We start from the raw sequence: 13,777 nt of genomic DNA on the forward strand, positions 1-13,777 counted from the left end.
AGGTTTCATCTTAATGACCGAAGTAACGATTATAGTGACACCCCGTGAGCGATTCAGCTATACTCGCGAATCGTTAGAGAGCCTTTTTGCCTATACGCAGATGCCACATAAATTAATTTATGTGGATGGCAATTCGCCGCCCACTCTACAGCAATATCTCAAAGCGCAAGCTCAGGAGAAAGCCTTTGAGCTAATTTGCATTGACCACTATCTTTCTCCAAACCGCGCTCGCAATCTGAGTTTAGCCAAAGTTGACACAAAATATGTTGTCTTTGTTGATAATGATGTTGTTGTTACTCCGGGTTGGCTAGAAGCACTAGTGAACTGTGCGAACGAAACGGGTGCAGCGGTAGTTGGTCCGTTGATGTGCCAATATTTGCCGCTGCATGAGGACATTCACTTTGCTGGCGGTGAGTCTCGCGTTATTCGCGATGTGAAGGGTAGAAATCGATTGCGCGAAAAAATGTATCGACAGGGGCAGCCTGTAGCAAAGGTGCGATCGCAGCTTCAACGTAGCCAAACCGAACTTTGCGAGTTTCACTGTGCTCTTGTGCGTACCGAAATATTCGATCGCATTGGCAGCTTTGATGAAGCGATGCTTAACACAAAAGAGCATGTCGATTTTTGTATGGCTGTGGCTCAAGCTGGCGGCACCGTCTACTTTGAGCCAGACTGTCTTGTTACTTATGTTCCTGCCTCACCACTCCCCTTAAGCGACTGGCACTTTTATATGTTGCGTTGGAGTGATGCTTGGGAACTGGCAAGCCTAAACCGTTTGCGGCAAAAGTGGGACTTAGCAGAAGACAGCTACTTCAAACAGAAATATAAGGCGTTAGGCTGGCGAAGACGCAAAACAATCTTAATGCCGATCGTCCGCCGCCTCACCTTGGGCATCCGTACTCGTTGGCTTGAAAAAGTTGTTATGTACGGTCTGCTTGCCCCACTTGAAAAGCGCCTCAATCGTTACCTTACGGATCGCTACGCTAGACGATACTTAGCGCCTGCCCCCCAGTGTACGCCCCTCCCAATTGCCCAGGAGACGCATGAAAATTCTGCTGCTGCATGATTACAGCACAGCAACAGGCGGAGCTGAACTGCAAATGCTCTCGCTTAGGCAGGGCTTGCGCGATCGTGGTCATCAAGTGCGCCTGCTGGCAAGTCGAGCGCAAATGGTTAAAAGTCCATTACTGTCCGATTACACCTGCTTCGGGACGACTAGCAAACTGCAAGTGCTGTCACAGGTGGTAAATCCCTCAGCCTACTTGACGCTACAGCGAGCCCTGTACAACTTTCAGCCGGATGTTGTGCATGTACGTATGTTCATGTGGCAATTATCGCCTTTGATTTTGCCACTTTTACGGGATGTGCCTTGCCTTTACCAAACTGCGGTGTACAAAGCGATTTGTCCGCTTGGTACAAAGGTCCTGCCCAACGGACGTTCCTGCAAATTTGTTGCGGGTGTAGTTTGCTGGCGATCGGGCTGTTTGACGGCGCAATCTTGGCTACCGCTGATGCTGCAACGACAACTATGGCAACGCTGGCGGCATGTGTTCGATCGCGTCGTTGCCCTCAGCCACGGCATGAAAGCCAAGCTTGAAGCCGAAGGTATTTCCCCGGTTGAAGTTGTTCATAATGGCGTTCCCGAACGTCCGATGCGCCCTGCCCTGCAAGGTCCGCCCACCGCCGTTTTTGCCGGACGGCTTGTTCCCGAAAAAGGCGTTGAAGTGTTGTTGCGGGCTTTTGCCCAAGTGCTACCGCAGGTTCCCCAAGCGCGACTACTCATTGCCGGACAGGGCAGCGAGGCAAATTTTCTGCAAACCTTGGCAGCGGAATTGGGCGTGAGCAATTCTGTAAATTGGCTCGGACATCTACCCTTCGCCGAAATGGAGCGGCACTTTGAAGCGGCTTGGGTGCAAGTCGTGCCGTCCCAGTGGGAAGAGCCGTTTGGCAATGTCTCGACTGAGGCGATGATGCGCGGAACGGCGGTGATTGCTAGTGCAGTTGGCGGTCAGCCAGAAATTGTTCAAGATGGCGTCACCGGGTTTTTAGTTCCGCCTGGAGATGTGGACGCGCTCGCAAATCCCCTACTGCGGCTGTTATGGGATCGTCCTTTAGCAGAACAAATGGGGCAGTCTGGGCGACAACGCGCCCTCAAGCACTTTAGCGAAACGCAGCGCACTCATCGCTTCATCGACATCTATCAGCAGATTCGAGCCGACTACCCCACCTGTTCCCGTTCTCTTGATGCTTTAGCGTAAGTAGATGAGCATCCAGGAGAAAGCACTAAAAGGAGTTTTTTGGTCTGCTTTACAAAATTGGGGCAGCCAGGCTGGATCGCTAGTTGTCTTTTTTCTGCTAGCGCGGCTGCTAGCACCTGAGGCTTTTGGGCTGGTGGCAATGGCAAATATCTTTCTTGCCTTGCTGCAAATCTTTTTACAGCAAGGCTTTGCTCAAAGTCTAATTCAGCGGCAAGATTTAGAGTCTGACCATATTCATACTGCCTTCTGGTCAAGTCTGGCGATCGGTTTTGGCTTATTTTTGATTGGCTTTACGGGGGCAGATTTTGTGGCAGCCGGATTCCACGAGTCGCGGCTGACACCAATTTTACAAGCGCTCTCCTGGCTATTCTTAGTAACTGCTTGTGGCAATGTGCAGCAAGCCTTGCTGGAACGCGCCTTTAACTTTAAAGCGACTGCAACTCGCGTTCTCGTCGGCACAATCGCTGGCAGTGCCGTTGGCATAGCAATGGCGCTCTCTGGTTTTGGCGTTTGGAGCCTTGTAGTGCAGCAGATTGTGCAAGAGTTGGTCGGCGTTCTTGTCTTATGGAGAGCGAGTGCATGGCGACCACAGCTTAGATTTTCGTTTGTCCGCTTTCGTGAACTGTTTCAGTTCGGTTTTCCCATCATCGGCTTTAACTTTTTGAACTTCATAAACAGCCGTGCTGATGATTTGCTGATCGGTTATTTTTTGGGCGCGATCGCATTAGGCTACTATTCGATTGCTTACCGGATCTTGACCGTAATGCAGCAACTGCTTGTGCAAACAACCCAGCAAATTGCCCTGCCAACTTTTTCTCGCTTGCAAAACAACCTGGAGCAGTTTCGTCAGACCTTTTATACCGCTACTAAGCTGACAAGTCTAGTTGCCTTTCCAACCTTTTTAGGTGTAGCAGTGCTTGCTCCTGAACTAATTGTGCTAATTTTTGGCAAACAATGGTTACCATCCATTCCGGTGTTGCAAGTGCTGGCACTAGCAGGTCTATTTCAGTCAATTAGTTTTTTCAAAAGTTCTGTGTTTGTCGCAATGGGTAAACCAAGCTGGAGCCTATGGCTATCGCTGCTGTCTATGGTACTGAATTTGATTGGTTTTTCGATCGCAGTGCGCTGGGGTATTGTTGCCGTTGCGGTAGCATTTGTGGTTCGTGGCTATCTAGTTTTTCCAATCGGACAATGGGCAGTCAGCCGCTTAATTAATGCTCCTGTTCTAACTTACCTAAAGCAGTTTGCTGTACCTTTAGCAAGCGCTATTTTGATGTCGATCGTCATTTTATTGGCGCGCCATCTTCTTCTTTCGATAACAAACATACCGATTCTCATAGTGCTGGTGAGTTCCTTGCTTGGCACTGCTGTTTATGCCGGATTAATTCGCTTTTTGTCGCCCAGCCTCTTTACTTGTTTGCTGGACTTTATTCAGTTGCTTCTGATGCGCTCGAAAGCTAAACCCTCCAACTAAACTGCCACTAATTCTTGTAAGGACTGCTAGCATATGTCGTCCCTCCAGTTCTCGATCGTCATTCCTACTTATAACCGTCCAGAACGGTTGCAGATGTGCCTTGAGTCGATCGCTCAGCTCGATTATCCCCGCAATCGGTTTGAGGTGATTGTGGTGGATGATGGTAGCTCAACCCCCCTGGAGGCAACGGTTGCGCCCTTCCAGCAGCAAATTGACATCACTCTCATTCGTCAGCCAAACTCTGGTCCAGCCTCTGCCCGCAACACAGGAGCCGCCCATGCCAAAGGGCAATTTCTAGCGTTTACAGATGACGATTGTGTGTTGTTACCAACCTATTTGCAAACTTTGGAACAACACGCCCTGCGATCGCCCGATCGTCTGATTGGTGGACGGACGCTTAACGCACTGCCGGAAAATATCTGTTCTGCTGCTAGTCAAGCGCTGATCGATTATCTCTACAGCTATTACAACGAAACGTCAGACGCTTGCTTCTTTGCTTCCAACAATTTTGCGATGCCAGTGGCGCAATTTCGAGCGCTTGGCGGCTTCGATACCTCGTTCCCTCTTGCTGCCGGAGAAGACCGGGAATTTTGCGATCGTTGGCTGCATCAAGGCTACAAAATGCTATTTGCGCCAACGGTTCAGATCCGCCATGCTCATCATTTGACTCTGCGAACCTTTTGGCGACAGCACTTCAACTACGGACGCGGTGCCTTTTGCTTTCATCAAGTGCGTGCTCAACGATCGCAAACAGGCATCCAGATAGAGCCGTTCTCGTTTTATTTCAATCTGCTGCGGTATGCTTTCATCACAGCCGCTCCGCTTCAAGCTATTCAGCTCTTGCTGCTCTTGCTACTCTCACAAATTGCCAACGTTGCAGGCTTCTTTTGGGAACGAGTTAACAATTCTAAGAAGTCAACTGAACTAGGCGTTGTTTAACAGTTGCTACTTTTTTACAGTCGTTTTAGTTAACTTGCTTTTAGTGAAGGCGACTGGTTCTAGCTCTTGCTGACGCTAATTCAATAACTGATTGTATGCTTTCCCTGCTGTTTGCCTGGACAATTCTTTTCATTTTTTGCAGCATCATTGGCGCTGGAGTCTTGAATGATTTGAATGCGTCTAGCTTTGAACGGCAGGGCGATCGCCAACTTCTTGCTGCCTGGCTGGGACTGGTGCTTTTAGCGACGGGGCTACTGACTACATCACTATTGCTGCCGCTTTCGCCGCTGGTGGGGTTGGCTGTTGCTTTGGTGCTCTGTGGAGTGGCGCTGCGATCGATTGGTACACGACAAGAGGTGCGGCACTGGTTGGTTACGCTATCGCGGCGCAAACTTTTGGCAGTGGCACTATTGTCGGTAGGGGTCGCTGCCATTATGGTGCAGCCCGTTGTTTGGATAGACACGGGGTTGTATCACTACAGCGTTATTCAGTGGCTGGCACGGTTCAGTGCTGTTCCCGGTTTGGCGCTACTCTTCAGTAATTTAGGCTTTACATCGTCCTGGTTCGCGCTGGCTGCGCCCTTCAATACAGGCATCTTTACAGGACAGATGCTGACTGTTGCTACGGGTTTCGCATTCCTTTTAGCAGTATGCCAGTTCTTTTTAGGGCTTGCTCGCAGTGTGCAAAACCAAGCCCAGAGCAGTGACTGGTTTGCGATCGCTTATTTTGGTGTGTTGGGGCTTTTGATTGCGATCGTCGAAGTTCATCGCAACATACTTGTTTCCACTTCTCCAGACCTGCCGATCGCCTTCCTTATTGGTACAGTTGCCTGGGCAGTTGTCGTTATAGCAAACGCTCCAGTCATCCCTAGCCCCAAGAAAACCTTCTTTTCGGAAGCATTTGTACCCCTGTTGCTAGCGGCTGGCACAGTAACGATCAAACTGGTTGCCTTACCTATCCTCGCGATTTCCTTCTTGCTGTTTGCTGCGATGCAAAAGCAGTGGCGCAAAACTGTAGCAGGAGGTCTGCTTGCCGGACTTATGTTGCTGCCTCTCATAGCTCACGGCATTATTACGTCTGGTTGTCCGTTGTTTCCCTCGACAGCCATTTGTTTGACTCTTCCCTGGTCGCCTCTGGCAAAGAGTGTTCAAGCTGTTAGTGACAACACATCCAATTGGGTCACCTGGTATCAGCCACCACCAGGCGTTAATCCGTGGCTATGGAGCTTTCAACAATGGTTTGGCAACTCTGAAACGCACAAAGTTCTGGTAGGGTTCATGGTGTTGTCGGTGGCTGCCATACCCTTTCTAGCGCGTAAAGCAGTTTTCAAGCAGTTTTCTGGTCAGCTCTGGTTGCTTACCTCTGGGCTTGCAGGCACCCTCTTCGTTATGAAAACGGCACCAGTTTCTCGCTTTTTGTTGCCTTATACCATTCTGCTGCCGACAGTGGCAATCGCACTTTATTGTCACAGACGTTTCAAATCTTCCTTCCCCTTCGGTGGCGCTCTGAGCAGTCGCAGACTGATCGCGGTGGTTCTGGTTGCTGTTGCTGCACTTACCACTGTTGCTGTGAGGCAACCACTACAGTTGCTGTTGCCGCCACGGCTGATGGATGTCTCCACAACTCAGAAGCAAACGAATGATATCGCCTATCGATCACCCACTGGTAAGGAAGTATGTTGGAACACAGTAATTCCCTGTGCCTTTCAAGTCGAGAAGGAGGTGAGATTGCGTAATCCTAACCGTGGCATCCAGGCTGGTTTTGTACATCAATCGACGCAAAAGTAGAAAAGCGATCGTATAGTTCGCGTGTCCTCTAGCCGCATGAATTAGCAGCAGGATTCCACTCCTTGCCTTTTTCGGCTACCACTTCTGTTCTTCTACCTTTTTGTTTCTCCCCGCTCTTAAAACTGCGGATGAAAGCGTGGATGGAGGAGAGCTGCAACGGGTTTGCCTTGCTTCAGGTGTTGCTCAACGATCGCCCTTACATCTTCGGGTTTCACGCGACAATACCAGGTATCGTCGGGCAGCACGCGGACGGTTGCACCCATGTTGCACTGTCCCTGACAGCCACAGCCAATGACCATTGCTCCCGGCACAGAGGCTGCCTGAAAAGCTGCCAGTACAGCAGCAGAGCCATTTGCAAGGCAATTAGTATACTGGCAGACGAGAATTTGACGACCAGAATCCATACAAGAGTGATGAGTTTTAAGTGATGCGTTTTGAGTTGAGAAGCGACTAAGAACTCATCACTCAAACCAACTTAACTACTTGCCAAAGCCTTTACCGCGACCAGCAGAGGCAACGGTGAGGCAGTTTTCGACTTGCGATCGCAACGCATCGTGATCCAGGTTTTGACCAATCAGCACAAGCTGGTTTTTGGGTTCACCTTTCCAGTCGTCGTCATCGAGTGAAAACCTTTTACCGCTTAGGTGGAAAATATGACGCTTGGGGCTTTCGCTAAACCAGAGAATGCCTTTGGCACGAAACACAGTGGCTGGTAGCTGATTGTCAAGGAAATATTGAAATTTGCGGATGTCGAACGGTTTGTCGCTGGCAAAAGAGACAGAGGTGAAGCCGTCGTTTTCTAGGTGATGAGAATGATGCGCGTGGTCATGGTCGTGGTCGCAATGCCCATGATCATGATCGCAAGCAGAATGGTCGTGGGACTCATGCTCGTGCTGGTCATGCTGATGAGACTCATGCTCATGAGACTCATCAGCATGATGCTCATGCCCAGAATGATCATGGTCATGATGCTCGTGATCATGCGCTTTTTCATCGGGAGCGAAGTATTTGTCAGATTCAAAGAGTCCCACACTCAACAGCATGGCTAGCGGCACTTGCCCTTTGACAGTGCGTAGGATGCGTGCGCCCTCTTTGATGTCACGGATCCTTACTTCCAGCGCGTCCAAATTGGCTTCGTCTACCAAGTCAGCTTTATTGAGGAGAATGATGTCGCCATAGCTGATCTGACTGTAGGCGGCTTCGCTATTGAACAGATCTAGGCTGAAGTTTTCGGCATCAACCAGGGTGATGATGGAGTCTAAGCGCGTCAAATCCCGCAGTTCGGTGCCCAAAAAGGTGAGCGCGACGGGCAGGGGATCGGCAAGCCCCGTGGTTTCGACGACGAGGTAATCGAGCGAGTCTTGTCGCTCTAGAACCTTGTAAACGGCTTCTACCAGGTCATTGTTGATGGTGCAGCAGATGCAGCCATTGCTCAACTCCACCATATCTTCGCCTGTAGTGATGACAAGTTCGTTGTCAATGCCGATTTCGCCAAACTCGTTGACCAAAACGGCTGTTTTAACACCGTGCTGATTGGTCAGAATATGGTTAAGTAGAGTTGTTTTGCCGCTGCCCAAAAACCCTGTAATGATGGTGACGGGTAAGCCACGCTTGGGCGCATCGATCGCAGAGGAAGAGGCAGGAGTGGTGGCTGATTGCATAGCGCAAATGTCCGAGACATTAGAAGATAAAGGTAGTCGTTACGATGAACGGTACGATCGCACCGCTGCACACTTTTTCATTATCACCGATCTAGGCTGGGTTGTTTAGTGAAAACGCTGATCGCCGCCTCCCTATAATTGTCCTCGCTGTTTGAACGATATTGCTATGCCACTCACGCTTTACAACACACTCACCCGACGCAAGGAGCCATTTGAGCCGATCAAACCAGGCAAGGTGCGGATGTATGTGTGTGGCATCACGGCGTACAACTACTTTCACGTCGGCAACGCGAGAGTTTTTGTGGTTTTTGACGTGGTGCGACGTTATTTGAAGTGGTGTGGTTATGACGTGCGCTATGTCCAGAATTTTACCGATATTGATGACAAGATTCTGAAACGGGCGCTGGCAGAAAACAGCACAATGGAGCAAATTGCTGAGAAATATATTGCTGCCTATTTTGAAGATGCCGATCGTCTCAATATTCTCCGTGCCGATGCTTATCCACGTGCCACTCATGCGATCGACGGCATTCAGCGCCTCATTCACGAATTGGAGCAACAGCAGTACGCCTATGCTGCCGATGGCGATGTTTATTATGCTGTGCGCCAGTTTGCAGACTATGGCAAGTTGTCAGGACGCAAGCTAGAGGAGATGCAGGCTGGAGCCAGCGGTCGCGTAGACGAAGAGGCTGATAAGAAAAAAGACCCTGCTGACTTTGCCTTGTGGAAAGCAGCCAAACCAGGCGAACCGTTCTGGGAATCGCGGTGGGGTAAGGGTAGACCGGGCTGGCACATCGAATGCTCGGCGATGGTACGTGATGAATTGGGGGAGTCGATCGACATTCATGGTGGCGGCATGGATCTCACATTCCCTCATCACGAAAATGAAATTGCTCAAAGCGAAGCAGTAACGGGCAAACCATTAGCAAAATATTGGCTGCACAACGGCTTCATCAATATGGACGGGGAGAAGATGTCCAAATCGTTGGGCAATTTTCGCCTTACCCGCGATTTGTTTGCGAATTATGACCCGATGGCGTTTCGGCTCTTTGTTTTGCAGGCGCAGTATCGCAAGCCGATCGACTTTACCGCTGATGCCCTGGATGCTGCCGTCAGTAGCTGGAAAACGCTGAAAGAAGCGCTCCAGTTTGGGACGCAGTTTGCAGCCTTACCCGGATGGCAGTCTGCCGCTACCGATAACCTGGATCAAACGGTAGTTGATCGCTTTAATGAGGCGATGGATGATGACATCAACACGCCGATCGCCCTTTCGGTTGTGTTTGAGTTAGCGAAAGCGCTCAGTCGTGAAGGTAACCAACTCGTACATCAAGGCAAGCCGGATTTACCCGTTGAGCAATTACAACGCCAATGGCAAACCTTTGCCAGCTTGATTAATGTTTTGGGCTTAACTGCTGCTGAACCACAGGTATCGTCTGATGTTGTGATTATGGGGGTTCTCGCGGGCTTGACGGGCGTAGTGACGATTGCTGAACCAGAGGGATTGTCTGATGCTGCGATCGAGGCGCTTATCCAGCAACGGCAAGAGGCACGGCAGTCGAAAAACTGGGCAGAGAGCGATCGCATCCGCAACGAACTTCAGTCTCAAGGCATCACGCTGATTGACCAGAAAGATGGCGTAACGCGATGGCACCGCAATTGAACGATTAGTTGTTAGTCCTCTAAAGTTGAGTCTTGTCTAAAAACTAACAACCAACCACTAACAACCAAAAACTTTCCCCATGTCTGACCAGCGCATTACGATCTCGCTTTCCAGCATTTTCAGCATTCTGCTTGTCGTACTGCTGCTGGCGTTGCTCTGGCAGTTACAGAGCTTGCTCATTGTGCTAATGATTTCGGTGGTGTTGGCAGCAACCCTTAGCCCGATCGTCAACTGGGCTGAAAGCCGACGAGTGCCCCGCTGGTTAGCAGTGATTGCCGTTTACTTAGCGCTCATTGGTGGTTTTGTCGGCGTTGGGGTGTTAATTGGTCCCACTGTGGTGGAGCAGACCGATCGCCTGATTACTCAAATTCCGGTTTACTCAGAGGCGCTCTTCAACTGGGTGCAAGGACTCGCCTTACGCCTGAATACCTCTCAGCCAGAGCTGGTGCCGCAGTTGATCAATCCCCAAGCTCTAACAAACTGGGTGATTCGCTCTGGTCAGCAGGTGTTGTTGCGATCGTTCGGCTTGACGAAAAATATTGTTGGTGCCCTGTTTAGCGTCATTCTTGTCTTGCTCATTTCTGGCTATATGGTGGCGGGCAGCAAGACGCTTATTCAAGGAGTGGTGCAGCTTTTTCCCGCACCGTGGGATCGCCGTCTAACCGCGCAGGTCAAGCCTGTCGCTCGGCGCATGGGTAGCTTTATTCAGGGACGAGTGGTCGTGTCTGCCATTCTGGGCGTTGTAACAACCGTTGGCTTGAACGTTTTGGGGTTGTCGGAAGTTTCGCTAGCATTGGGCGCGATCGCAGGCTTTACCAACTTGATTCCCTTCGTGGGACCGTTTCTAGGCGCGATTCCCGCTCTGATCGTATCGCTGTCGATGGGTGGCATCACCTGGCTTTGGGTACTACTGCTCTTTACGATCGTGCAGAATCTAGAAAGCTATGTCCTCGATCCTTTACTCGTTGGCTCCTCCGTCAATGTCCATCCCCTATATCAGCTTTTAGCCGTGTTTGGTGGCACTCAAGTGTTAGGTATTCTGGGCGCAATTATTGTGCCACCCTGGGTTGCTGGAGCCGCTGTGCTGCTGGAAAACCTTTATATCCGACCCAAACGCATCGGTGAAGTCAGAGCCGAGCGATCGCGTACGAATGGGAGGGTACAAGGTGGTGCGATCGACAACGAGGCAACACCAGCAGCGAACGAACCCATCCGCACTTGAATTCAGTGGTTCAGAAGGGGAAAGGGCGACATAGGTTTTACCTTCATCCCGCACCCCCATCCCTCATTCCTCCTAGCCCTAGCTCTTCGTATTCCCCAGCACTCCTTCTACCAGCCAATCCATCTTTTCTAATTCAGTATCCTTCTGCTTAAACTCCTTCCCTTCAGGGATCACAACCTTACCTGTGTTGTCTTTGAGTGGACCTTTATAGATGACGAGCGTTTCTGCCTCTAGCGCTGCCTTAGCGGCATCCGCATCTTTCTTAGCGGCATCAGTGACAGCAGGACTGTAATCTGAAACCTTGACAAAGCCCTCTTTATAGCCGCCGCGTACTAGATGGGGAATACCACCATCCATCGTCATTTTGCCTTCCTGAATCAGCCTGGCGTACTCCCCATAAATCTTTGACCAGTCCCATTCTGCTCCAGTTAAGTAGCCTTTAGGAGCGAGTTTAGACTGGTTAGTGTGGTAGCCCGTGCAGTAGATACCGCGTTTTTCGGCGGTTTCCATGATGACTTTGGGGCTATCAACGTGGCAGGTAATGACTTCAATGCCCTGGTCTGCCATGCTGTTAGCGGCTTCAGCTTCTTTGACCGGTAAGGACCAATCACCCGTAAAGATGACCTGTGTTGTCGCTTTTGGGTTAACCGTGCGTGCGCCCAGCGTATAGCTGTTGATATTGCGGACGACCTGAGGAATTGGTTTGGCGGCAATAAACCCAAGTTTGCCGTTCTTTGCCATGTGTGCGGCAACAATGCCCGCTACGTACTGCGCTTCGTCAATATAGGCAAAATAGCTACCGACATTTTTAGGATGCTTACCTTCGACATACAGACCACCCGCATGGAAAAACTGCACGTTGGAGCTGCCAGGAGCGACTTTCAAAATGTGTGGGTCGTAGTAGCCAAAGGAGGTCGGAAACACAACCGTTGCGCCATCCTGGTTAATCATGTTAAGCATGACTTCCTGAACTTCGTTGGTTTCTGGCACACTTGCCTGCTCAACCGTTTTGACACCGGGCAGTTGGGCAACGCCTTCTCTACCTTCAAAATGTGCCTGGTTCCAGCCGTAGTCGTCTTTAGGACCCACATAAATAAAGCCCATCACCACTTCCTTAGCAGCGGCAACGCTAGGAGCGGGGCTACCAGAACCGGCCTGGGGTGTAGGTGAAGGGGCGCAACCAACCCAAAGGCGGGAAGTGGCACCAAAGGCACCTGCGGCAAGCAGCCCGCGAATAAGTTGACGACGTGGAATAGACAAAGGACGCTGACTGCTCACGGTTGACTCCTCAAAAAAGATTGGATGTAAATTTGGGAAACGAGTTGGTCGTATGTTGCTAGCGAGAAGAGGACGATCGCCGGAACCATTGGCGCTTACTGCGATTCTGTTTTGCTAGACCACTTAATCTGCCTTAGCTGAATCGCTTTATACGCTAAAGTTTTTGGCTGCTAAAAGGGGGCACTTGTCCCGCGACCTGTACCGCGCCAGACTAACCGCATTAAACTAATCGCCTCAGAACAATCGCCCTGCACAATTCTTCAAACGCTGCAAAAGTAGAATAAAGCGGCAAGCCGTAATTGAGTACCTTAGACATTTCGACTATGCAGAGCTATGACTGGATTGTGATTGGTGGAGGCATTACAGGTGCGGCCCTTAGCTACGAGTTAGCCAAGCAGAAGTTTTCTGTCTTGCTGCTAGAGCAACACCCCTCCCTGCAAGGAGCAACCCGCTTTGGCTATGGCGGTATTGCCTTTTGGTCTGGAACGACCGCACTCACGAGGCGGCTTTGTGCTGAGGGCATTGCGTTACACCGCACATTATCAAGTGAATTGGGCGCTAGTACAGAGTTTCGTGAACTGGATCTGATCTTGACGATCGCCGCTGGCGAGGATCCAGCTGCGATCGCCCAGTCCTACAGCCACTTTGCGATTCCGCCACGGCTGGTGAGTGTGGCAGAAGCCTGTGAGTTAGAGCCACTGCTGAATCCAGACGCGATCGCGGGTGCTCTCACCGTCAAGCATGGTCACATTTCAACTACTGCAATGGCTGCCGCTTATACACAGGCGTTTACGAGACTAGGCGGCACGGTGCAGTTCGATTCAGCAAAAGCCCTCTTACGTAGTGATTCGCGCGTGACAGGCGTGGTAGGTGAAGCAAACACCTATCACAGTGCCAATACGGTTGTCTGTGCAGGTGCCTTCAGTCGCTCACTACTGAAGGCAGCAGGGATACCCGTTCGCCTTTACTTCACTCATGCAGAACTGCTAGAAACCCCGCCTGTCGCTTTGCAATTGCGATCGCTCGTTATGCCAGCCGATACCAGACGTTTTCAGCTTGAAGCCGACTCTAGCACTGCTGCACTCGACCCCCTTTGGGATCAACCCGGACATGAGCCAATGCCTCTGATCCTAGACCCTGGAGCCGCTCAATTGCTCAATGGCAGTATAAGAATGGGGCAGATCAGCCGAGTGCTGACCGACCTCAATGCACCCATTGATGCAGTTGAAAGCGAAGGCAAAATGCGACAAAACATTGGAGCTGTCTTACCTGCTTTAGAATCATTGTCCGGTACATGGCATCACTGTCTGATTGCCTTTAGCAGCGATCGCCTGCCCCTCATTGGCGCACTCCCTCATACAGCAGGCATACACCTGTTTTCAGGCTTCAGCAATCCGCTGGCGATCGTGCCACCTTTGGCAAGACGCTTTGCTAGCAGCGCGCTCGGACAAAAAGATGAGCTATTACCCGACCTCTCGCCCGATCGCTTTGCATAGAC

11 protein-coding genes are annotated in these 13,777 nt (G+C 50.7%); 8 read left to right on the plus strand and 3 right to left on the minus strand.

Annotated elements, in window-relative coordinates; genetic code table 11:
• The first annotated feature begins 13 nt into the window (after positions 1 to 13).
• From H6F86_RS07925 to H6F86_RS07945, 5 genes are all read left to right on the plus strand, one after another.
• Entirely contained in the window at positions 14 to 1,066 is a 1,053-nt protein-coding gene (locus H6F86_RS07925) for a glycosyltransferase (protein ID WP_190447806.1), read from the plus strand.
• Positions 1,044 to 2,258, plus strand: coding sequence for a glycosyltransferase family 4 protein (locus H6F86_RS07930; RefSeq protein ID WP_190447808.1), 1,215 nt, complete (start codon positions 1,044 to 1,046; stop codon positions 2,256 to 2,258). Before H6F86_RS07925 ends, H6F86_RS07930 begins: the two co-directional genes overlap by 23 nt.
• A gap of 4 nt (positions 2,259 to 2,262) precedes the next feature.
• Entirely contained in the window at positions 2,263 to 3,732 is a 1,470-nt protein-coding gene (locus H6F86_RS07935; RefSeq protein ID WP_190447810.1) for a lipopolysaccharide biosynthesis protein, read from the plus strand.
• Positions 3,733 to 3,765: 33 nt separating this feature from the next.
• Entirely contained in the window at positions 3,766 to 4,671 is a 906-nt protein-coding gene (locus H6F86_RS07940) for a glycosyltransferase (RefSeq protein ID WP_190447812.1), read from the plus strand.
• A 95-nt stretch (positions 4,672 to 4,766) separates the two neighbouring features.
• Positions 4,767 to 6,458, plus strand: a complete 1,692-nt coding sequence (locus H6F86_RS07945) for a hypothetical protein (protein ID WP_190447814.1) — start codon at positions 4,767 to 4,769, stop codon at positions 6,456 to 6,458.
• A gap of 116 nt (positions 6,459 to 6,574) precedes the next feature.
• Here the strand turns inward: H6F86_RS07945 and H6F86_RS07950 are convergent, their stop codons facing one another.
• Entirely contained in the window at positions 6,575 to 6,862 is a 288-nt protein-coding gene (locus H6F86_RS07950) for a (2Fe-2S) ferredoxin domain-containing protein (protein WP_190447816.1), read from the minus strand.
• A gap of 75 nt (positions 6,863 to 6,937) precedes the next feature.
• On the minus strand, positions 6,938 to 8,119 hold the full coding sequence (locus H6F86_RS07955) for a GTP-binding protein (protein WP_190447819.1): 1,182 nt from the start codon (positions 8,117 to 8,119) through the stop codon (positions 6,938 to 6,940).
• A gap of 166 nt (positions 8,120 to 8,285) precedes the next feature.
• Between H6F86_RS07955 and cysS the strand changes: the two genes are divergently transcribed.
• Together cysS and H6F86_RS07965 are read left to right on the plus strand one after the other, a co-directional pair.
• The gene (gene cysS, locus H6F86_RS07960) at positions 8,286 to 9,779 is read left to right on the plus strand and encodes a cysteine--tRNA ligase (RefSeq protein WP_190447820.1); all 1,494 of its coding nucleotides are present in this window, start codon (positions 8,286 to 8,288) and stop codon (positions 9,777 to 9,779) included.
• A gap of 79 nt (positions 9,780 to 9,858) precedes the next feature.
• Positions 9,859 to 11,001, plus strand: coding sequence for an AI-2E family transporter (locus H6F86_RS07965; RefSeq protein WP_190447822.1), 1,143 nt, complete (start codon positions 9,859 to 9,861; stop codon positions 10,999 to 11,001).
• A 78-nt stretch (positions 11,002 to 11,079) separates the two neighbouring features.
• On the opposite strand, the gene H6F86_RS07970 is transcribed toward H6F86_RS07965, so the two are convergent.
• Entirely contained in the window at positions 11,080 to 12,279 is a 1,200-nt protein-coding gene (locus H6F86_RS07970) for a BMP family ABC transporter substrate-binding protein (RefSeq protein WP_190447824.1), read from the minus strand.
• A 323-nt stretch (positions 12,280 to 12,602) separates the two neighbouring features.
• Here H6F86_RS07970 and H6F86_RS07975 point away from each other — a divergent pair, with 323 nt between their 5' ends.
• Positions 12,603 to 13,775 carry an FAD-binding oxidoreductase gene (locus tag H6F86_RS07975; protein WP_190447826.1) on the plus strand — a complete coding sequence of 391 codons (1,173 nt, stop codon included), beginning with the start codon at positions 12,603 to 12,605 and terminating at the stop codon, positions 13,773 to 13,775.
• Positions 13,776 to 13,777: the final 2 nt, after the last annotated feature.

Origin of the sequence: Phormidium sp. FACHB-592 (genome assembly GCF_014695795.1) — a bacterium.
Lineage (GTDB): Bacteria > Cyanobacteriota > Cyanobacteriia > Leptolyngbyales > Leptolyngbyaceae > Stenomitos.